Source organism: Flaviramulus sp., assembly GCF_982512915.1.
In genome coordinates this window covers 1-23,217 of the sequence record NZ_CEWOCJ010000016.1, presented here as the reverse complement: position 1 = coordinate 23,217, position 23,217 = coordinate 1, and the positions used below count along the sequence as shown (strand labels likewise).

At 33.0% G+C, this 23,217-nt stretch carries 18 protein-coding genes and 2 tRNA genes; 1 reads left to right on the top strand and 19 read right to left on the bottom strand.

All coding sequences use genetic code 11. From position 1 onward, the window contains the following. Positions 1-309 precede the first annotated feature (309 nt). The 19 genes from AC1XJX_RS10635 to AC1XJX_RS10545 form a co-directional block, all read right to left on the bottom strand. Entirely contained in the window at positions 310-1,398 is a 1,089-nt protein-coding gene (locus AC1XJX_RS10635) for a polysaccharide lyase family 7 protein (protein ID WP_482003992.1), read from the bottom strand. Between the two features lie 137 nt (positions 1,399-1,535). After that, a complete protein-coding gene (locus AC1XJX_RS10630) occupies positions 1,536-2,813 on the bottom strand; it encodes an Nramp family divalent metal transporter (protein WP_482003962.1) in 1,278 nt (425 codons plus the stop codon). A 46-nt stretch (positions 2,814-2,859) separates the two neighbouring features. Continuing rightward, on the bottom strand, positions 2,860-4,743 hold the full coding sequence (gene gndA / locus AC1XJX_RS10625) for an NADP-dependent phosphogluconate dehydrogenase (protein WP_482003961.1): 1,884 nt from the start codon (positions 4,741-4,743) through the stop codon (positions 2,860-2,862). 114 nt (positions 4,744-4,857) lie between these two features. After that, positions 4,858-5,250 carry a hypothetical protein gene (locus AC1XJX_RS10620; protein ID WP_482003960.1) on the bottom strand — a complete coding sequence of 131 codons (393 nt, stop codon included), beginning with the start codon at positions 5,248-5,250 and terminating at the stop codon, positions 4,858-4,860. 450 nt (positions 5,251-5,700) lie between these two features. Continuing rightward, complete coding sequence (locus AC1XJX_RS10615) at positions 5,701-7,395, bottom strand: sodium:solute symporter family transporter (RefSeq protein ID WP_482003959.1); 1,695 nt, start codon at positions 7,393-7,395, stop codon at positions 5,701-5,703. Positions 7,396-7,564: 169 nt separating this feature from the next. Then, positions 7,565-8,704 carry a Gfo/Idh/MocA family protein gene (locus AC1XJX_RS10610; protein WP_482003958.1) on the bottom strand — a complete coding sequence of 380 codons (1,140 nt, stop codon included), beginning with the start codon at positions 8,702-8,704 and terminating at the stop codon, positions 7,565-7,567. Positions 8,705-8,734: 30 nt separating this feature from the next. Further along, positions 8,735-9,952, bottom strand: coding sequence for a D-mannonate dehydratase ManD (manD, locus tag AC1XJX_RS10605; RefSeq protein ID WP_482003957.1), 1,218 nt, complete (start codon positions 9,950-9,952; stop codon positions 8,735-8,737). Between the two features lies 1 nt (position 9,953). After that, positions 9,954-11,714 carry a sodium:solute symporter family transporter gene (locus tag AC1XJX_RS10600; RefSeq protein WP_482003956.1) on the bottom strand — a complete coding sequence of 587 codons (1,761 nt, stop codon included), beginning with the start codon at positions 11,712-11,714 and terminating at the stop codon, positions 9,954-9,956. A gap of 24 nt (positions 11,715-11,738) precedes the next feature. After that, positions 11,739-12,776 carry a polysaccharide lyase family 7 protein gene (locus AC1XJX_RS10595; RefSeq protein ID WP_482003955.1) on the bottom strand — a complete coding sequence of 346 codons (1,038 nt, stop codon included), beginning with the start codon at positions 12,774-12,776 and terminating at the stop codon, positions 11,739-11,741. 404 nt (positions 12,777-13,180) lie between these two features. Further along, entirely contained in the window at positions 13,181-13,354 is a 174-nt protein-coding gene (locus AC1XJX_RS10590) for an Arm DNA-binding domain-containing protein (protein ID WP_482003954.1), read from the bottom strand. Between the two features lie 217 nt (positions 13,355-13,571). Then, a tRNA-Pro gene (locus AC1XJX_RS10585) sits at positions 13,572-13,645 on the bottom strand. Positions 13,646-13,745: 100 nt separating this feature from the next. After that, the gene (trxB, locus tag AC1XJX_RS10580; protein WP_482003953.1) at positions 13,746-14,726 is read right to left on the bottom strand and encodes a thioredoxin-disulfide reductase; all 981 of its coding nucleotides are present in this window, start codon (positions 14,724-14,726) and stop codon (positions 13,746-13,748) included. Positions 14,727-14,869: 143 nt separating this feature from the next. Next, on the bottom strand, positions 14,870-16,999 hold the full coding sequence (locus tag AC1XJX_RS10575) for a peptidylprolyl isomerase (protein WP_482003952.1): 2,130 nt from the start codon (positions 16,997-16,999) through the stop codon (positions 14,870-14,872). 127 nt (positions 17,000-17,126) lie between these two features. Next, positions 17,127-18,416, bottom strand: coding sequence for a hemolysin family protein (locus AC1XJX_RS10570; RefSeq protein ID WP_482003951.1), 1,290 nt, complete (start codon positions 18,414-18,416; stop codon positions 17,127-17,129). After that, complete coding sequence (locus tag AC1XJX_RS10565; protein ID WP_482003950.1) at positions 18,417-18,611, bottom strand: hypothetical protein; 195 nt, start codon at positions 18,609-18,611, stop codon at positions 18,417-18,419. It abuts the gene before it with no gap. Positions 18,612-18,672: 61 nt separating this feature from the next. Beyond that, positions 18,673-19,227: an LPS export ABC transporter periplasmic protein LptC gene (gene lptC, locus AC1XJX_RS10560; protein ID WP_482003949.1), complete on the bottom strand. Its 555-nt coding sequence runs from the start codon at positions 19,225-19,227 to the stop codon at positions 18,673-18,675. Then, positions 19,227-20,609 (bottom strand): tetratricopeptide repeat protein, encoded by a 1,383-nt coding sequence (locus AC1XJX_RS10555; protein ID WP_482003948.1) that lies wholly within the window; start codon positions 20,607-20,609, stop codon positions 19,227-19,229. The genes lptC and AC1XJX_RS10555 overlap by 1 nt, the downstream gene beginning before the upstream one ends. 18 nt (positions 20,610-20,627) lie before the next feature. Continuing rightward, positions 20,628-21,938 (bottom strand): BamG family beta-barrel-assembly machinery protein, encoded by a 1,311-nt coding sequence (gene bamG / locus AC1XJX_RS10550; RefSeq protein WP_482003947.1) that lies wholly within the window; start codon positions 21,936-21,938, stop codon positions 20,628-20,630. Beyond that, the gene (locus AC1XJX_RS10545; RefSeq protein ID WP_482003946.1) at positions 21,935-22,666 is read right to left on the bottom strand and encodes a type III pantothenate kinase; all 732 of its coding nucleotides are present in this window, start codon (positions 22,664-22,666) and stop codon (positions 21,935-21,937) included. The genes bamG and AC1XJX_RS10545 overlap by 4 nt, the downstream gene beginning before the upstream one ends. Before the next feature lie 183 nt (positions 22,667-22,849). Here AC1XJX_RS10545 and AC1XJX_RS10540 point away from each other — a divergent pair. Next, positions 22,850-22,922 (top strand) — tRNA-Phe (locus AC1XJX_RS10540). The last annotated feature ends 295 nt before the right edge of the window (positions 22,923-23,217 follow it).

Below are 23,217 nucleotides of genomic sequence, written 5' to 3'. Positions count from 1 at the left end.
ACTTTTTATTGAAAAGATAAAATTCTGAGCGTTGAAATATTAAAAAAAAATATCAATTCATAATGCATGAAATAACATATTCTTATAAATAAGAAACGATAACTAATTCTTGTCCATTTAATGTGACTACTCCAAAAGCGGAAACACCTGTGTCAGTTTTAATTTTTAACCAAAAAGAAATTACAACTAATAAAGCGCACAAAGATTAATATCTCTTTTGTTTTATAATAACTTAATTTAAGTGGTTTATTTATTCACTTTTAATGAAGAATCCGTAGTTCATTCAAAAGCTATTTCAGAATAATTGCTTTAATCATTTTTGGTAAAATAGCCCTCATTGGACACGGCATCAGTACTTACAGATATACTTGCGGCTTTAAACCACACTTCAGCATAGTTTCCGTCTTCATATTGTTTTTTTATATCACCTCCATGCGTTTCAGCACCTGAGCACCAGTTTTTATTTATTTCTGGAGACTTTCCATTGGTTTGATTGTAAGCACCAAGTTTAAAAAAACAACCTTCCCCAGCGTAAGCATTTGTTCGTTCTACTCCGTCTTGACCAATTGGTACAAATAATTTTTGCGTTTGTTCCGGTATATCTGTAGATGTTGTGTATTCTGATTCGATTAAGTTTTTTGTAAACGTTTTGGCTTCATGACCTTTGCTAGTAAATTTTAAGCTCATAATACCATCCTTAACTTCGATTTCATAACTAAATTCTTCACCTAATGCAATACCGTCTTCAGGTTCTTTGGGATAGGTGTTTACTTCAGTTCCAACAACAGAAAAGTCATTACCCCAAACAGCCGAGGAATAATCCCATCTTCCAGAATTGTCATCGCCTGCTGTATTGATTTCATAATGCCAAAAAACTGAACCTTTGGTATGACCAGGAAATTTTTTGTAAAATATTTTAAGCGGTTCGTTTTCATGTTTATCTGCACTATGAATTTGACCTACCACAACTGCGTACGAAGCAGCTACCCGAGCATCACCAGTAGCTGACACATTCATTACTTTAAGTGTCGCTGTCAATTTATCATCAGCAGTTTTTGGATACCATTTTTTTATTTGCGCTAATTCAGTTCTTGTATTATTTGAAGTTCCATGAGTGTCTCCACCATTAGGAGCCTTAAAAACGATCCAATCGCTATTACCATCATTTGCGGTATAAAAGAAATCTTTGTTCTCAAAATTATTTGCAATACCAGCATTTGAACCATCACCTAAAATTAATTTCCAATGATCAAAAAATGGAATAATATCACTTGCGTAGACGGTTTCTTCTAATTCTTTTTTGTTTGATTCTTTAGTTTCATTTTTACAGCTATTTAGCGTAATGAAAAAACTAAGAACTAAAAGCAGTACAATTGATTTAAAATTTATTTTATTCATTCCTAAGTTATTAAGTTTCATTTTTGTGTTCATATTAATTATTTAAAATATGCCTTCATCATTTTTTTAACTTTTTTGAAAGCCTATATATTGAATTCCAGTTTGTATATAATTACTTTATTTATATTAACTAAATATTAAAAATATTTTGTCATTATGCCTAAAACTCCAGTGTAAGAAACTACACAAGAGAAAAATAAGGCCGCAAATAATCCAACATTCACCCAAATACTGGTTTTGTAATCTTTCATAATTTTTTTATTATTTATCATTAAAATGATACCTAACACTACAAGAGGTAAAATAAAGACATTAAAAACTTGAGATAAAATCTGTATTTCTATTGGGTTTCCACCAAATGCTGGCCCAATTAAAGCTACTAAACAGGCTACAAAAGTGATGATTCTAAATTGTTTTGAATTGGTATCTAATTCCCCAGATTGATAATCGGCTACCAATAATGGCGCTATCAACAAACACGGAAAAATAGAAGATAAACCTGCACTTAAAGCTCCAAAAAAGAAAATTGTAACTGCCCATTTACCTGCAACTGGTTCTAAAGTATTTGCCATATCTAATACCTGTGTAACAACTTTACCTTCATAAAATAAAGCACCTGCAGCAACAGCCATTATAGTTCCACTAATAACAAATATTAATATGGCAGCTGTTATTGAATCTTTCTTTTGCTGGTCTAAATTTTTGATTGTCCAACCTTTACCTTTTACAAATAATGGGCGTGATAGAAACGTTGCCGCTGCCATAGTGGTACCAACAAATGCAGCAACCAACATTTTACCGTCCGGCACATCTGGAATAGATGGTAATAATCCTTTAACAACATCTATAGAAAGTGGCTGCACAAAACACAACGATAACACAAATGAAAGCCCCATTAATGTTACAAATATGACTAGGACTTTCTCAAAAAAAGTATATTTACCAACCAACATTAATAAGTAAAAAACAACCATTATTATAATAGCTGTTATTAAAACAGTTTCATATTTAGCACCACTTAATCCATCAAAATTAACTGCTAATATTTCATAAATGATATTGGAAGAAATACCTAAAATACCCATTAAGGAATTCCATTGCCCAAACGTAATTCCAATTATGATTAAAATGGCTAACGCTTTACCGTACTTTAAATGTTTTTTAAAACCATAAAGCGCTGTTTCGCCTGTAATTAATGCATAATTACCATAAACAAACATTAAAATTCCTGAGAAAAGACAGCTTAATAATAATACCCATAATAATTGCATATTAAACTGACTTCCTGCAACAATCATAGATGTTACACTACCTGTACCAATAGTATATCCAATAGCAAAAATACCCGGGCCAAAACCTAAAACTATGGCTATTATTTTTTTAAGTATTGATTTCTTTTCTTTTGATTCTGACATAATATTTAGTTTAGTTGTCTTTGTAAATTAGTTAAATCTAGATTGGTTAATTCCAGTTGGTATGATGAAACTTACCCGAAGAATCATCGGTACGTTGGTAAGTATGTGCACCAAAATAATCACGTTGCGCTTGAATGATGTTGGCTGATGAATTTGCCGTTGTATAGGCATTAAAAAAGTTAACAGAATCGCTTAAACATGGAATTGCTAATTCATTTAAAACACAACCTGCAACTATTTTTTTAATTGATGGTTTTAAAGACTTAACTTGATTAATTATTGTTTGATGCTTTAAAATATTGTCATCTTCTTTTAATACGGAAATCAATTCTACCATAAAATCAGACCTAATAATACAGCCGTTAGTCCAAATCCTTGCAATTTCACTTAAATTTAAATGCCATCCGTAAGCTTTACCGGCTTCAGAAATTAATTTAAGACCTTGATAATGATTTATTATTCTAGCAAACTGATAGGCATTTAAAACATCCTCATTGTTTAAATTCAAACCCGATGATTCTTTGCTAAAATTTTTGCTTGCTTGAATTCTTTCTTCTTTATAAAAGGATGTAAAACGAGCAAATAATGCGGAAGCTATTAAGGTGCTAGGTGCACCTAATTGTGCGGTGGCAATAGTGGTCCAATTTCCAGTTCCTTTGTTCCCTGCTTTATCCACTATTTTATTTACCAGCCAATCATCGCCATCTTTCTTTATTAGAATATCAATAGTAATTTCCATTAAATAACTATTGGCAATGGGTTTCCACGATTCTAATATGTCTGCAATAACATCTGGAGTTTTTTCCATCATCTTAAAAATGGTATATACCTCAGCCAATAATTGCATTTCTACATATTCAATGCCATTGTGCACCATCTTTACAAAGTGCCCACTACCTTCTTCTCCTACATAGGTGCAGCAAGGTTTATTATTAGCATCTTTAGCTGCAATTTTTTCTAAATAAGGTTTTACCAAATTGTAAATTTCTTTATTTCCGCCCGGCATAATAGAAGGGCCTTTAAGCGCTCCTTCTTCACCTCCTGAAACGCCAACACCAATAAAATGGATGTTTTTTGCTTTTAGATAATCGTAGCGAGTTTTAGTATCCAAATAATTTGAATTACCACCATCAATCAACACATCGCCATCTGATAAAAAAGGAATCAAATCTTCTATAACCATGTCTGTAATCTTACCTGCATTTACCATGAGCATGATTCTTCTTGGTGTTTGCAACGAATTCACAAAGGCTTTAATATTAGAAAATGCTTGTGCCGTTTCAAGTTCTTTATGGCTCTTCTTGAAATTTAAAGCAATGTCTTCCTCTGTTCCTTTTACCTCTCTGTTAAATATGGAAATATTAAATCCTTTTTGAGCTAAGTTTCTACTTAAACTCTTTCCCATAACACCTAAGCCAAATAATCCGAATTCTGATTTCATTTTTAATTCTTCTATAATTTTTTCAACAATGTCTTCTGGTTTTAAACCAATATTCACTTCAAGAGCATTCTCCGGCGCTTCTAAAGTATTAAACTGCGATTGCAGTAAATCTGGAGGCATAAAATGATTTGCTCTCTTATTTATTCGTTCTAAAATTTGATCAAAACTCCCTACTAAATGAATCCATTTAACTTGATTTTGAATATCTGTACTTAGAATATCTCTATAAGATTCCTTTAATGCAGAACATACAATAACACAACTGTTATTTTGCAACCCCTTTTTAGCTAATTGATTAAGCATAACCAACCACCCATAACGGTCGTCATCATTAAGTGGAATACCTTGGCTCATTTTGTCCACATTAGATTTCGGATGAAAATCATCACCATCAAAAAATGGAATTTTTAATTGCTGAGATAACAATTGACCAATGGTGCTCTTTCCGCAACCAGAAACTCCCATTATGAATATAACTCTATTTTTCATTGTCTAAAAATGATACTAATTATTTAATTTATTTGACTTTATATACTTTTAATATTATACCATAATATGTCATTATTTAGATATAAAGTCTCAAAATAACACTAACTAACCAATCTATTTAAGTACCCGCCTAATTGCCTTGTCAATGGTCGAATACTCAGTCGATTCAACAAAGCCAATAGAAAATGTTTGAACAGTATTTAACCACTTTTCAGTTTTTTCTGAACCGTTTTCTCTACCAAAACCTAATACTGTCATATAAGGTCTATAAACATAATCATCTGGGAAATCATCATCTTCATGATGCAGCATATACAAGACACGAGGCGAATTCTTATCTCCGAATACCATCCATTCTGGAGCAGGTAAATCACCGTCATGAGATTCTACAATTGGATGCCTTTTTTTATCGCCTGATGTAAACCAAAAATCTGTACTATCCATTTTTCCACCTGGCACACCTTCATATTGCACCCAATATTTATACCCTTGGCTAATTTTATTCATTGTAAAGTCACAGCGGTGAGGATAAAAGTCCCATTGCCCCTGCCATTTTTTATTTTTGGTAGAAAAAGTAATACGAACATGTTGTTCAGTCTCAATATCTACTTCTGAGCTTGAAAGGTCGGTTCCCGCGTTCATAGGGTGAAAGTAACTGCCGTCCTGACGGTGAATAGCATTCGGAAACCCTCGGTATTCACCTTTATGACCTGACCCTTCTTTATTGTGAAAGCCTATCCAATCAACACCATCATTGTCAATCATACTCGACAAGCCGCCGCCTTCCTTTTCAAGATAATATGTCGCTAAAGGTGTTGTAATAATGTATGCAGACCCACCACCTGCAGATTCATCTATACCGTGCTTAAGTTGAACTATTTCTTCTTTGCAAGAACCTAGCACGAATATAAGCAGAAGTAATAACACCAATTTTTTATACATAATAATATGCTAATATTAGGTTGAAGGGATTTTATTTTTAGCACTTCGTTTTAACAAATAGCCAATTCCAGCAATAAGCAATGCACAAATCACAAACATAACTCTTCCCCAAAATGGGTTAGGAATTAGAACCATAAGTAAAATACCTATACTCATAGTCATTACCATATTACCCAATTTATTTCTTTGTTGCTTGTCAACTTCCTCTTGTTTATCATCTGCAATAACAGGTGTTACAAGATCTTCGAAAAAGCGATCAGTTTCGAGTTTGTGTTCGTCCTTGGCTTCATTATAGAATAAAGAAGTTGCCCAGAAAAATCCTCCTGTGATAAACACATGACCAGCAATAGTTAAAATTATATTCATATCAACAATTTCACGACTAGTAAGAGAATCAACACCGAACCATGAAACAAAAACATCTGGAGTAATAACACTATCAACCATCCAAGAAACTCCTAATCCTAGCGCAATAGTTACCCAAGGCGCCCATTTAGGTGTCTTTTTCACAACTATACCAACTACTAGCGGCACCATCATTGGCAGCTGTACCATAGTTGAAACTCGCATCATAAGTTCATATAAACTGAGTTCTTTAAGCGTTGCGAAATAAAACGCAACAGCAATAACTCCCATTCCACTAATTAAGCTCACTAATTGACTGATTCGTAACAATTTTTTATCGCTTCTATATCTATTTCTTTTAACGAGAAAAGGTTGATAGATACTTCGAACAAAAATTCCGGCGTTTTTATTAAGTGCCGAGTCCATTGAAGACATAGAAGCAGCAAAAAGGCCAGCCATTAGTAACCCGACAGTCCCTATAGGCATAGCATTACGAGCAAACACTAAATATACCGCATCTGTTGCCTTGTTGCCTAGTTGCGAATAGTCTGCTGCGGCATCCGGGTATAAAGTAGCAGCTGCCCACGGAGGTATAAACCAAATAATAGTTCCCACTCCCATTAGAATCATGGCTAATAAAGCTGCTTTACGGGCGTTAATGGTGTCTTTTGCACCAAGAAATCGAAATGAATCATGAAGATTCATCATGGTTATAATCTGTTTTGGTAGAAAGAAGATGAAAGTTCCAAATAATATTAAAGGGTAGTTCATATTAGGGCCTATGAGAAAACCTCCAGGAAAATTTTTAACCAAGTTAACTGGACCATCAACCATTATCAATGCCACTATAGCTGTAGCTACTGAAACAACTGCCACTACCAAAGTTTGTACAAAGTCTGATGCAACAACACCCCAGGCTCCTGAAAGTACTGATACAAAAACTACTGTCAAACCAATTCCTATGATGGTTACAAAAATATCCGCATCAAAAACAGCACTAGTAAAAACTCCTAAAGCGTTTAACCAAACACCTGCATTTATGAAGGAAAACACAATTAACATCCAGGAAAAAAACAGCTCATTTTGAGAACCGAATCGCCTTTTTATTCCTTCAGTTGGTGTATCTACACGCATTTGTCTAAATCGATGAGCGAAAAACAAATATCCACAATAAAAAGCAAAAGTATTGCCAATATATACAGCACAAATGGCAAAACCATCATTGAAGGCTTTACCTGCTGCTCCTGTGAACGTAACTGCTGAAAATTGTGCCATAAAAGCAGTTGAACCCACCATCCACCATAACATTCTTCCACCACCACGAAAATAATCACTGGTAGATTTACTTGCCATTCGTGAAAACACTACACCTATTGTTAGGATTAAAACAAAATAGATCGCAATTACGATATAGTCGTAAAACATAGTTTTGTGTTTTTACTCGATAATCGAGATTAATAATGTTGCGAGGCTTGCCTCAAAATCAAAAGTTTTCTTCTCTTTCAAATTTCTCGGGGCTTTCCCCCATGGTAGTTTACTGCAAATGACGAACATCAGTCCAGTTGTCATTCTTTCTGATTAAATCAATGAGTTGCTGGTACAGGCTACCTTCTTTAAAGGATTGATAAGGAGCAAAACTTTCTCCTTTAATATCTTTTACAAATTCCCGAGCCAAGTATTGCCAGTTTCGTTCCGTATCACCAGCTACTTTTGGTTGATCCTCAACAATGTCCTGAGGTAAAGGTAACTCAAGCCAAGTTTTATTTTTACCCCAAACATATAACGGCCCCATGCCATAATGACCTTTAATATATATAGCCCCCTTAGTACCATAAAACACAATATGGTCTTCATTAAACCTGGGATTGAGGCCTCCATGTTTGAATAGTATAGAAACTGGTTTAGATGCCATTGAACTTTCCAGTTGTGCCATTACGGTATAAGTCCATTCAACATTGCTTTCTCCCCATTTAAGCGAGGGGTCGTTAAGATCTTTAGGAATATGCTCTCTTCGTGTCTTAAAATTATGTACACCTTCAACAATAGGAGCCTTTCCCAAATCGTCTCGCACTTCACCAATTATTGATAAGATTTTTTCACCGATTACTGATGTTGCAATGGACATCATATGGGTAAAGTTATTGTTCAAACGACCACCACCATCTTCCTTCCTATGCGACCATCCGAATGGGATATCACGTTCTAGATTAAAGTGCGATATAAACTCCGCTTCTACAGGTTCCCCAATTACACCATTTGCTACCAATTGTTTAGCATGAATGACACATGGCATATAACGGAAGCTAGAAGCAAATGCTGTTTTTACTTCCTTTTCTTTGGCAAGTTCGTATAATTCCAAAGCCGACGCTCCTCCATCTGTCAACGGCTTATCGCTGTAAACATGACATCCAAACTCGATAGCTTGTTTAATCGATTCATAGTGTGCACCACCAGGAGTTGCGATAGAAACTATATCCGGTTGACATTCCTTCAATGCCTGTTGCCAATCTGTACCTGAATAAGGAATATTCATTTTCTCCGCCAGTTCTTTTACAACGTTTGGCGTTCTTCCTACAATGCCAACAACCTCAACGTCTACAGCACGAAAAGCATCTGTATGACCTTGACCAGCGAAGCCGGTTCCTGATATTAGCACTTTTAATTTTTTATCCATCAATTTAATCTTTCTTCTAATTTCTACACTTTACCAATTCCATAAGGTACCATCTTCCAATCTGTTAACAGGAAGATAAGAACGCTTATAAGGGTATTTCTTTGCTGCTTCTTCATCGAACTCAATGCCCCAACCGGGTTTGTCATCCATATAAAGTAAGCCCTCTTTTAACTCAACTTTATACTTAAACACCTGGTTTATTTCAGGGGTGCCAAAGCCAACAAATTCTTGAATTCCAAAATTAGGTGCCCAAAGATTGAAATGCATATGCCCCATAAAACTAATAGGCGAAAGGTCGGGTGCTCCATGTGGCGCCGTACGCACATGAAATAATGCAGCGAAGTCAGCTAATTTTTTTAGGGGAGTTAGTCCGCCACCGTGAGACATAGCAGTTCGCACATAGTCTATCCATTGGTGTTGAATCATCTCTTTGGCATCCCAAATCGTATTGAATTTTTCACCTGTAGCCAATGGAGTGTCGGTATGCTCTCGAATAATTTTATATCCTTCAGGATTTTCAGTAGTTACTGCATCCTCGATAAAAAGTAGATTATACGGTTCTAAAATTTTGCACAAGCGAGATGCCTCTATTGGTGTCAATCGACTATGTACATCGTGACAAAGTTCTATTTCATAACCATACTTTTCTCGCGCCTGTTTAAAGAGTTCGGGAATAAAATTCAAGTATTTATTTGTTGACCATTCTTGTTCTGGCGGTAAAGGTCGATTGCCCTGTAACTCATAATAGTTCTTTTTACCTTCCATAGTACCGTACGAACCCTTGGTATTTGGTATGGTAGCTTGTAAACGGACTGCTTTATAGCCTTCTTCAATAAAAGCATCCAAGTTTTTTAGAACTTCTTCAATAGTTTCGCCATTGGCATGACCGTAAACTTTAACACCTTTTCTACTTTTTCCGCCTAAAAGTTGGTAAACAGGCATATTGGTAAGCTTCCCTTTAATATCCCAAAGGGCCATATCTATAGCTCCGATTGCAGCAATACTCACGGCACCATTTTGCCAATAAGCCCCTTTATAAAGATACTGCCATATATCTTCAATTTGATGAGCATCTCTACCGATAAGACAAGGAATTACGTGTTCTTCTAAATACGCAACTACAGCTAATTCTCTTCCGTTCAAAGTTGCATCTCCAAGTCCATAAGTGCCATCTTCCGTGGTAATCTTAACAGTGACGAAATTGCGTCCCGGTCGACAAACAAAAACTTTTATATCTTTTATTTTCATCCTATACCAATTTTACTCTTTTTGTATTTCTTCTTAAAATAAATCCAACGGTAAGCATTATTCCCCCTATGAAGACAAAACAAAGTCTTCCCGTTAGGTCGTTGGGGATTAATACCAACGCTGTTAGAAAAGTACCATAAACTAGACACATATTGCCTAAAATCTTAAACTGTTGTGCATCGTTACCCTTGTGACCATTTTCTTTTTCAAAGTCTATGGGTGTATTGATTTTGACGAAAAACTGTTCGACCTGTTCATGATAAATTTCTGGAGAAGTATTTCTAAATAGTCGTGAACCCAAGAACCATGCACTACAAAAAACGATTACGGCAAACACATTGGAAAAGAACATCACATCGATCAATTCGCGGCTTGACCACGGCGTATCGACCCCGATAAACTGCAATAATGCTTCAGGACCTATGTGCGTTTGAATGATATACGAAATCAGCATCCCCAAAAGTACCGTCGACCATCCGGCCCATCGAGGGGTGTCCTGAAAAATGATTCCCCAGGTTAGTGGAATCATAAAAGGGAGTGAAATCATTGCGCCAAGTCGCATATTGATATCGAAAAGATTTATTCCTTCCAATTCGCTAAAGAAAATTGCAAAAAGTATAACAAAAGCACCAAGTACCACCGTTGTAATGAGCGAAACGCGAAACAACTCTTTTTCATCAGCGGATTTTCTAAGGATGGGCTTGTAGAAGTTCCGGACAAAAATGCCTGCGTTTCGGTTTAGGGTACTATCCATGGAAGACATGGTGGCCGCAAATATGGCACATATCATCACGCCGATCATACCTACCGGAAGCAGTTCAATACCCATGGCCAAATAGATGCCATCAACCGCTTTTTCACCCAAAGGTTTTAGCGATTCTACTGCGGATAAATCTGGAAATAGAATTGATGCCGCCATCGGGGGAATGAACCAAATGATGGTCACCGTAAAAAACAGAATTGATGCCATTAAAGAAGCTTTTCGTGCCTGGTCTGAATCCTTGACAGCCAAAAACCGATACCCATCATTCGTATTATTAACTGAAAAAAATTGTTTACAGAACGATGCGATAAACCAAAGCCAAACGACTTTGCTATCGGCCAATTCTGACCAGTTGTATTGCGAAGTGGGCAACTGCTCAATAAAACTACCAACACCACCCAATTCTCGCAGGGATAAAAATGCCATTACAATGGCAACTGGCACCATAATCATCAATTGCATAAAATCACTTGCAACCACAGCCCACGAGCCACCTAACAGCGATATGACCAAAACCGTAATGCCTACGGATAACACGGTCATTTCCATACTGACGCCAAATACTGTGGAAACAATGATTCCTAAACTATACAACCATACTCCTCCATGAATTACTCCAAAAGGAACCACCATCCAAGTAAAGAACTGTTCATTGGCCTTACCAAAACGTTCTCGAACTACTTCAATTGCCGTAACTACCCTAGTCTGTCGAAATCGTTTTGAAAAATAGAGGTAGCTAATAAAAAAACCAACACCATTTGCCATATATACAACAAAAACAAATGTACCTGTTTCGTATGCCTTTCCTGCTGCTCCTGTATATGTAACCGCACTAATGAATGACATAAAGGTTGTCGCCCCTACTAACCACCACAACATACTACCACCACCTCGAAAATAGTCACTGGTATTTTTGTTCATTCTTTTGAACACTATTCCAACCACAATCATTAAAATGAAATATGCGATGACCACTAAATAATCATAATTAGATATCATTTTAAATCTTGAGTTTCATAAAAATTACTCTTCATTTGGTGCAGTACTTGAACCTACATTTGCTTCTTTAAACCATACTTCTGCATAGCTTCCATTCGCGTACTGTTTATCTATATCGCCACCATAAATTTCTGATTTTGTAGATTTCCCGTTAGCTTGATTATAAGCTCCCTGTTTGAAATAATTTATTTCACCAGCATACGCAGTATCTCTCTCTACACTTACGGCTCGTCTTGAGGAATACACATTTATAACCTGTTGTGGAATGTCTGACTTTTTTGAAAAATCAGATTGCACTAAGCTTTTTGTAAATTTTATGGTTTCATGATTTTTACTAGTAAAAGTGAGATACATGATGCCTTTATGAACATTTATTTCATAACTAAATACTTCACCTAAGGCAATACCATCTTTTGGCTCATCGGGAGCTGTAATTGCATCTGGTCCAACTACTGAAAAATCATAACCCCAAACGGCTGTTGAAAAATCAAACCTTCCAGAATTGTCATCTCCATTTGTATTTATTTCATAATTCCAAAAAACAGATCCTTTTTCATGCCCAGGGAATTTCTTGTAAAATATTTTTAAAGGTTCATTTTCATGGCCTTCATCACTATGAATTTGCCCAACTACCACCGAAAATGATGAGGAAACACTTGCATCCCCTGTTGTTGATACATTCATAACTTTTAAAGTACCTGTTAATTTCCCACCAGTTTCTGGTATCCAATGTTCTATTTGTCCTAATTCCGTTCTTGTATTACTTGACGTTCTGGAAGTAATACCAGAATTAGGTGTTTTATAAACCACCCAATTTGTTTTTCCATCATTTGCAACATAGAAGAAATTTTTATGTTCAAAATTTACTAAACTGTCATTTCTTGTACCGTCTCCACAAAGAATTCGCCATTCATCCATAAAAGGAATTACCTTGCTTGGATAAATTGTTGTTTGCTCATTGTTATTGTTAGACTTTTTAGGTGCATTTAAGCAACTATTTAGTGATAATACAAGACCTAAAATTAAAATAGGTTTTAATAATTTAACGGCTGTTATATTCATTTTAATTATGTTTTATAATAAAATTAATACTTGGTGTACCAAACTGGTGCACCAAATATAATTATAATAGTTCTTATTAAGAAATTATTATACTTCAAATGAAAACGTGCTTTTAAATTACAACAATTAAGTGTGGAAAGTAAAACCTAGTTGAGCGCCTTTTGGTTAATATGCTTTCGTATAAAATGTATATCGTCAGCAAAAAGTGGACTGATCATATTGGTATTATGATACGTTATAAGTTCTTTTAATGTTTTATGATTATCATCCTCGCCTAAATATCGTCTTTTAATTGCATTAGCAGATACCATTTTGCCCTCTTCAAATAATTGTTTGTGGCAATCAAGCAATTGATTATACACTTCATCCAAATAAGCATTTAAAAATCTTATTTTTGTTGTATTTCACCTACATCTACCTTTATTATTATCCCAATCGTTCACCAGAACACTTCTTTTTAAACTAATTTCTGAACGTTTTCCGTTAACAGTTATACGAGTATAAATTGATAATTTATCTATCCTAGCTGATGATTTTCTTGTGAATAGAATGACTGAAAATGTACTGCTAGTCTTCATTTTACGAGTTTTTAGTTAAACAATTTTATTTATAAAACAAAAGTCAAATTGTTTTTAAAAAGCTCTTTAAATTTACGACAATTCTATAAAGAAATGACTCACCGAATAGTACACCTTTTAGATGATTTTATATGAATTTATTTGATATCATATAAAATGAAAAACACTGATAATCATACAATTAACAGTGTTTTGATATATCCTGAAACTAGGTTCGTCGGGATGACAGGATTTGAACCTGCGACCACACGGCCCCCAGCCGTGTACGCTACCGGACTGCGCCACATCCCGATTTGAAAAATAATTTTCAAAGAAAACATTTTTCATAAATATTACAAAATAAAAAGAGCCAAAGGAAATAGCTTTGACTCTTTTGATATTTTATTGTTTTTCAATTATATGTTGAAGTTGACACCTCAAAAGTGGAATCTTTTGCCGCTAAATAACGCTCTGCATCTAAAGCTGCCATACACCCTGTTCCAGCAGCTGTAATAGCTTGTCTATAGACATGATCTGCTGCATCACCAGAAACAAAAACACCTTCAATGTTGGTTTTTGAGGTTCCAGGTTTGTTAATTATATAACCCGTTTCGTCTAATTCTAAAAAGCCTTTAAAAATATCAGTATTAGGTTTATGACCAATAGCGACAAAAAATCCTGTTACTGGTATTTCGTGTTTAACTTTGGTTAAATTATTAATAGCCCTAACTCCTGTGACTACTTGTCCATCACCTAATACTTCATCTGTTTCAGTATTAAATAAAATTTCTATGTTTTCTGTTTTTTTAACTCTGTCTGCCATAATTTTAGAAGCTCTAAATTCATCTCTTCTTACTAACATAGTAACCTTTTTACAAAGTTTAGATAAATAATGTGCTTCTTCACAAGCTGAATCTCCTGCTCCAACTATTACTACTTCTTGATTTCTATAAAAGAATCCATCACAAACCGCACATGCAGAAACACCTCCTCCTAAACTTAAATATTTTTGCTCAGATTCTAATCCTAGATATTTGGCGGATGCACCTGTTGAAATAATAATAGTGTTACAATGAATTTCTTTAATTTCATTAACCCATACTTTATGAATGTCTCCAGAAAAATCAACCTTTGTTACCCAACCATCACGAATATCAGCTTCAAAACGTTGTGCTTGTTTTTGCAATTGCACCATCATTTCTGGCCCAGTAACACCATCTGGATAACCTGGGAAATTTTCAACCTCATTAGTTGTTGTTAATTGTCCCCCTGGTTGCATTCCTTGATATAAAACAGGTTTCATATTTGCTCTTGCCGCATAAATAGCTGCAGTGTAACCTGCAGGACCAGAACCTATTATTAAACATTTTACTTTTTCAATAATTTCAGACATAATCTATTCTCTTTTAATCTTAACAAAAGTAGGATTTTTGACAGAAAACTTACAGTTAAGTTATCAACAGTTTTTATTAAATAATAACCAAAAACAATAAAAAAAGCCTCGCTAAACGAGGCTTCTTAAATAATTAAGTAGTTTTATTGAACTTGTGTTTTGGCTCTATTATCTTCAATTTTCGCAGCATCTTTAAGCGCATTATATAACTTAGTATTAACTGCACTTGCTTTTTGCTGTTCTACTCTATTGGCGGCAGCTTGATAATTATCTAAAGCTACAGCAGGAATAACTTTAGTAACTAGCAACATATATACACCATTAGTACCATCAATTAATTTTGAAGTTTCTCCTTCATTTAAACCAAAAGCTGAACCAACTATTATAGGTTCTCTCCCAGCACCTGAAATGGTTGGATTTTTCATGTTGATACCTGTTGCTGTCTTAACAGACGTACTTTCAGCAGCAGCTAAATCTTCTAAAGTTGATACCGAAACTCTATCTCTTATAATTTTAGCTTTTTTCTCGTTTCTTATAATTGGCAAAACTGAAGCAGTAGCATCTTCAACAGACATTAATCCTTCTTCATGTTTAGCCACTAATTGAGCTATAACATAACCCCCTAATACATTAAAACGTTTTAAATCTCCAACATTAGTTTCTTCTTCAAAAGCCCAACGTACAATTGGTCTTTGATTTCCAACACCGGGAATAGATTCATCTAAAACTTTAATACCATTTACAGGTCTAACTACATAATTAGATTCTTGTGCTAATGCATCAAAATCACTTTTACTAGCATTTATCTCAAAGTTAGAGGCATCTCTAAAGACTTTATCACTTGTAGTTTCAGATGGCTCTATAACTCTTGCAATTGTACCAACTTGAACTGCTTTGTTTTTATCTTTTTGTCCTTCAATTTCTATAATATGAAATCCAAAAACAGTTTTAACAACATCTAAATCACCTACTTTGCCTTCAAATTCAAAATCATTGAATTCTGGAACCATCGTGTTATAAGGATGCCAATCGTAACGACCTTCATTAGCAACACTTCCTTGATCTGATGAGAACGCAGTTACAAATTCTGTGAATTTAGATTTATTTGATTTTAATATTGTTAATAAACTATCAGCTGTTTTTTTTGCTTCGGCTTCTGTTTGAGTAACGTCTGGACCAGCACTTTGTGCACCTATAAAAGGCAATAAAATGTGTCTTACTTTAGCTGAATCCGGGATTTGTTTTACAGCTATTACTTTAGAGATTTTAAAATATCCGTTGTCTTTGTATGGTCCAAAAACCTCTCCTTCATTTAATTTATAAATACTATCTGCAAAAGGTATTGGTAATCCAGATTTAAAAACATAACGATTATTAAACTTAATATCGGAGGAAGCAATAGCATTTATATACTCTTCATTATTTTTAACTTGCGAAAAAGCAACGATAGTATCTTTTCTGCCAGTTTGATCAACAAATCTTCCATTAACGTAAGTTTCTAATTCTGCTTTTATATTATTTTCGTCTTCAATTGAGGCTACTTCTTTAAACTCAACAAACCTAATATCTCTAGAAGCATCAACTTCATACTTCTTTTTATTTGATTTAATATAATTTGAAATATCAGATTTAGAAACTGTTACTGTACTATCTGGAATTGAAGAATAGGCAACTTGAACATACTTAATATCGACTTTATTCCCTTCTAATTTATGATCTAATTCACCTTCTGCTAATGTGCCTGTTAAACCTGCCTTCACTAAATTAAAGTAATTTTGTTGTAATGCATTTGAAGCAACTTGTTTCTCATAATTAATCCAACTCTCATAACCAACTGTAGATGTTTCTTTTAAGTTAGCTATATACTCATTAAGTTTGTTTTCATCAAAAATACCTGCTTCATTTAAAAACTCAGGACTCGTAGCTAAAGCCGTTTTTAAAAGATCTCTCATTTGATCTTTTTCTACTGAAATTGATAATTCCTCATATTGAGTTTCCATTACTGCCTGTCTAACTTCTTGATCCCAAACTCTATTCATAACTTGAGTATTGGTTGCATTTGGTCCCATTTGTCTTTGAGCCACCTCTACTTTTTGCAAGAAATCTTCACGAGATAAGTCTTTACCATTTATGGTTGCTACAATATTTTGAGATTTAGCTGTTAACGCATCACTGTTTTTAAACAAATCTGCCAAAACGAATGAGAATAATGCTAATGCGATGATTAATATTAAGAATAGTGAACGTTGTCTTATCTTATTTAAAACTGCCATTTGTAAATTATTTTTTATAAACCCTATCGGGGTTATTTGTTAAGTTGGTATCTATTATTTTTTGATGAAAAATATCGTGCGCGAAAATACCATTTTCTCTTCAATAATAAAAGAAGTTATAGGTATTTTAATCTTCTAATAAAACTTTAAGTTCGACCATATCAATTTTAGTATTTGATACTTCTAAAATAGTGAATTGAAAGTTATCAATTTTAACAATTTCATGTTTACTTGGAATCTCTTCTGTGTAATGAACAATAAGTCCTCCAAGGGTTTCATAATTTTCACTTTCTGGAAGATTTATTTTAAAAGCTTCATTTACATAATCGACTTCCAATCTTGCTGAAAACTTAAAAGTTGTATCATCCAGTTTTTCTTCAATTAAATCGACAGAATCGTGCTCGTCTTCAATTTCACCAAACAATTCTTCTATAATATCTTCAACTGTCATAATTCCAGATGTACCTCCATATTCATCTAATATTACAGCTATACTCTTTCTTTTTTTTGTAAGCACACTTAAAACGTCTTTTACAAGTACTGTCTCAGGAACATACTCTACAGGAAGCATCATAGCTTTTATACTCTCTGGTTTTTTAAACAATTCAAATGAATGTACATATCCTAATATATCGTCTATAGTTTCTTTATAAACTAAAATTTTAGTACAACCAGTTTCTGTAAAAAGAGCATTTAAAGATTTTATAGAATTATTAATTTCAACCGCGATAATTTCAGTTCTTGGAACCATAACTTCTCGAGCTTTTACTTCAGAAAATTCGAGAGCATTTTGAAAAATTTGAATCTCGGTATCAACATCATCATTCGCTTCAACAGATTCCATTTGCTCGCTAATATAATTACCTAATTCTACTTTAGTGAAAGCCAATTGAATTTGATCCCCTTCAGTTTTAAACAAATGTTTAAGAACAAAATCTGAAATCCAAATAACAAAATTAGAAACCCATGTAAATAAAATATAAAAAAAATAAGCTGGTATTGCTAAAGCTTTTATCAAGGTGTTAGAATATATTTGAAAAAATACTTTGGGTAAAAATTCGGCAGTTATTAATATCAATAAGGTAGATAAAATCGTTTGAGTTAATAAACTTAAATCGATTAATAAGTAATTTAAAATTTCATTAGAAGATGGTAACATTGATTGAAACCAATTTACCAATAAATCACCCATAAAAAAACCATAAACTACTAATGCTATATTGTTACCAATAAGCATAGTTGCAATAAATTTTGATGGTTTTGCAGTTAACATACTTAATACTTTAGCTAAAATCCCATCTTGTTTTTTTTCTATTTCAATATGGATTTTATTTGATGAAACATAAGCAATCTCCATCCCAGAAAAAAAGGCAGATAGAACTAGGCATACAACTATGATAATTACATAAATGCCCATCTATTTAGAATTGTTTCTATCTTCAAATTTTTTGCTAAATTTTCTTCTGAAGAAAAACATAAAGACAGCTAAAGCTGCTAGTGATAAGGAAATATAGGATGCATTTGTTCCATCATTAAATTTAGAAAAACCGTCGAAAATAAATAATGCAGCAAAGACTAAATAAGCATATTGAAAAATCTTATAATATTTCATCTGTGATTTATTAATTTTTTTAAATGTAAAGATAATTAAATTTGATAAAGATAATTTTAGATTAATCTTCAAGAGTAATTATTCCTGTAACCTCGAGTACTTCAGCATTTGTAAATTTAGAATTAGAGTCAAAACCATTACCATCAATAATATCTTGGTCTGTTTTAAAAGATACAGGTTTATTGGTATATAACCACTCCTTTTTTTGATCATAAAACAACTGCTCAGTTTTTAAAACTTGGTTATCGTGAGTTGTAATTAAAACATTGTTTTGTAAATCAATCAAATCAGTTTGTGTATAAATTATAGCATAATCAGCAACAATAGTACTTTTTTTGTTGTCACTATCATATATATAAAGTATGACACCTTCTGTGAATTCCCTAAATGGAAAATTTCTATTTGAATAATCCAAAGTTTTAGCACTTATTAAATTAGCGGTCACTCTACCAGAATCTGTATATTTTAAATTGATATTATAATCAATACCGATTGGTTCATTTTCAGATATCCCTATTTTCTGTACTTCTTTAAAGTTATTATTACATGAAAAAAACATAGTCACAATAATTATTGTGACTATGTTTACCAAATAGTATATATTATTTTTTTTCATTAAATCTGTGGCACTGTAACAGAAGCTCCAATCCAACAACCAATATTTATAACTTGACCTGAACAACCACAGCTGAAAATTTCTGATTTTTGAGGCGCTTTAGCTAAATAATTTGCTACAGATTGTCCTGCTGCACTTGATAAAGTTGGATCTACACGGGCTGCCTTTTTAGCTTCATCAGCCGCTAACCAGTAAACAGCTCTTTTATTAAATGTTGTATCTCCACAATCATTAGCGCTTGCGGCATACATTGCAGCTATTGATAAGTAAGGACGACCATTAGAAGGGTTTAATCTAATTGCTTCTCTAAAGAAGGTTCTTGCTTGTCCATAACTACCTTTAGATTTTAATTTCAATCCAATTCTATTGTTAAGTTTAGATTTTTTGAAATTATCTGTTTCTAATGAAATAGCTTGTTTATAAAATTCTATAGCTTCATTTGATTTTCCTTCTTTATCTTTTAATATCCCTAAGTAATATGCTGAGTTAGCCGATGGACTTAATTCATGATAAGCATTTACTAATTTAAAGAACAATGGATCATCAGTACATTCTTTCTCTGACATTTTTCCAGCTGCTCTTTGCAACCAAAGTGAATTGGTTTTGTTTTCTTCAAAATCTTTTTCGTAAAGCGGAATTAAGTTTTCACAATTAGCTCTATCTCCCAATTTTTTATCAATACCATCAGATATTTGGTCATAAGCTTTTAAATAACTTTCGTATTGTCTTTTGTATTGACTTTCCTTCTTTGATAAGGCTGTACCAGCCTCTTCTTTTTCAATCAGTTGGTTTAAATTTTCAGAGTAATTTTTTACTTCATCTTCAACCTTTTCTACTACATCATCATATTTATTAAATAACTCACTAGCCGTTTTTTTCTTAGCATCATACAAATCAACCATTAAAGAAAAGTAAGTGTAAAGGCTTTTAGGATTTGTAAATGTTGCTTTATCTAACTGATATGCTTCATCAAAGCAAGCATAAAGTTCTTCAGTACTTTTGTGCATAATGTATTTATTATCATACAATAACTGACAAGCTTGAGCAGCATATTCTCCTTTTGGAGTTTTACTAGCAAAATGTTCACCTCTCTCTTGCCATAATTTTATCAAATCATTTACAAAAGCCTCTTTTTCCTCTCCCGTTGAATTATCAATTTTGTGCTCTAAAATTTTCTCACCATCTACATATATGGCATTATTAAATTTTGGACATTTTTTTCTTACATCCATCCATGGCTCATATGCAGCATCGTAATTTTTTGCCTTAACATACTCATGGAATATTGAGAGTTTAGTCATGCACTCTTCATCTTGTTGTGCAAAGCCTAAGTTTAACCCAATAAATAATAATGTAAATAATAATGTAATCTTCGTTTTCATGTTAATAAATTTATGCTGTTAGTCATATTTTCTTTTTTGGAACCATCTATCGTTCAAAGATAAACTTATTTGAAAATTAATAAAATTCTCTTGTATTAAATTAGCACTTTTAGTGCCTCTTTTTCCAATTTCAAAGCCTAAATTTACATTTGACAGCAATCTAGTGTCTCCAACTGGTAATCCTAAACCAAAAGATATGCCAAACTCATCAATTGATTGATTATTTAAATTTAAACCAGTTTTTTCAAAACGAATCCCTGCTCTATAAACAGCTCTTTTAAAAAAACTTGTAAATGAGCTATAGTCTGGAATATAAAAACCTCCTAAAGAAATAGTTGAACCATCTTCATATCTAGTGGCTGAATTACTATACAAGTCATTTGAAAAATTACTTGTTTTGAGAGTTGTGTATTCTGCACCAATAAACCAACTTCTAGGTTTGCCAATACCAGCTCCAAATGATAATTTGGAAGGTATTATTAAATCAGTCACTGATAATCCGTTTGCTTCCAAATCTGCCTCAATTGAATTAAATTCAAATTCTTCACCAGTTCTAGAACTTATAGTTATAGTTGAAAAAGTTCTTTCATTTATTGATGTTAAACTACTTTGCGGACTGTAAGTAATTCCAGAAGTTAATTCAAGATTTTTATTTAAAATCGTTTTGTAGGAAAAACCTAAATTTAAGTTTAATCCACTTAAATCAGATCTATTACTTTCACGAGATTGATATTGAGTTGGAATACCATTATCATATTGATATTCTATAGTACTATTTTGAACATTACCGAAATTGTAATGAATATCTAAACCAACACTAAAGCCTTTGGATATTTGATAACCTAAACCAAAAAAAACTTTGTTTAGTCCACCTTCACCCCTAAATCTATTTTCAATATCACCTTCAGTATTTAGGCCTTCTAATTTATAGCCAACTGAGGTGAACGGTAATATTCCAAATCCAAATCCAAATTTTCCAACAGGAAAAGATAAAGCTAAATAATCAAACGTAGTTGAATTTGCTCTATCGCTCTCAGAATTACTTTCTAAACTAGAACTATTATAACTTCCTCCTACAGCAAATTTAACTGGCCTACTTTCGTTTCCCCAAATAGCTAAATTATCCCCAGCATAAGAAGCAGGGTTTCGTAGGTTTACATGAATACTGTCTGTATAAATACTTAAACCTCCCATGCTTCTATTTTCTACTGTACCTTTAAATTTCAAGCTTCCAATGCCGTAAAATGAGTAAGGAGAAGCAGTACCTTCTTGCCCATAACTCTGAATTGCAATTAATGCAATAAAAACTAATACAAGTTTTTTTATCATTCGTTTGTGTTAAATTGTAAAATATAGTTCAATCCTTCTAAAAGAAAATTAGGATGGGCAAATATGCTACTTTTTAATTGTTTAGACAAGAATTTCGCATCCCCACCTGTTAAAATAACTGTTAAATCTGGATATTTAAGTTTATAAGTTTCTATAACTCCATCAATTTCATTTAAAATACCAAAAACAACACCAGAATGTATAGATTCCTGAGTAGATTTACCTATAATATCTAGGGGTATTTTCAATTCTAAAAACGGTAATTTTGCAGTAAAAGTATGTAATGACTTATAACGCATTTGTATACCCAGAGATATGGCTCCACCTAAATATTCATTTTTAGAGTTTACAAAGTCATAAGTTACACAAGTACCAGCATCTATAACTAGTACATTTTGATTTGGGAATTTTTTGATAGAACCACAAACTAAAGCCATTCTATCAACTCCTAAAGTCTTTGGAGTAGTATACAAATTTATAAATGGTAAATTAGTTTGAGAATCTAAAACAAATAAATAGAAACATTTGCTTATTGTAACAATATCTTCTTTTTTGAGTTTGCCTACAGATGAAACTATCCCATTTTTAATTAACGGATAATTGTTTTTTATTTTTAATGTAAATTTAACAATCTCTTTAACACATATAACTTCCTTTAATATAAGCTTATCTTCTTCAAAAAGAGCCATCTTTACAAAAGAATTTCCAACGTCTATAATTAAGTTCATAAATCTAAATAATGTATGTAAATTTATAAAACCATATATAAAGTATATTCCTATTTAACATATTTTGTTAATTTATAAGCACATACAAGCCCTTTCAAATTAAATAAAAAAGAAATACTATTTTTTCCAATTTTATTTTGGCGAATAGCAAAAATGAATATATATTTGCAAACTCTTTAGCGAGGTACCTTAGCTCAGTTGGTAGAGCAAAGGACTGAAAATCCTTGTGTCCCTGGTTCGATTCCTGGAGGTACCACAAAAAATCCCGAAACTTAATTGTTTACGGGATTTTTTTTTACTATTTTTCTTAAAATCAAGAAGATAATTCATCCTACAAAATTTTATTTATTACAAATTATGATTCATAAAAAAAATTTTGAAGTTAAAGAAAAATTGAAATATCACTAAACGTTTCAGAAATATAAAAGCATAAATAGAAACTATAAATATAGTACTATTCCTATACTTATGTTTAGATTTTAAAAGATAAAGAATAATTCAAAAAAGCTTAACTTATCAAAAACCTTAATATTTCACTAATAAGCAAAAAA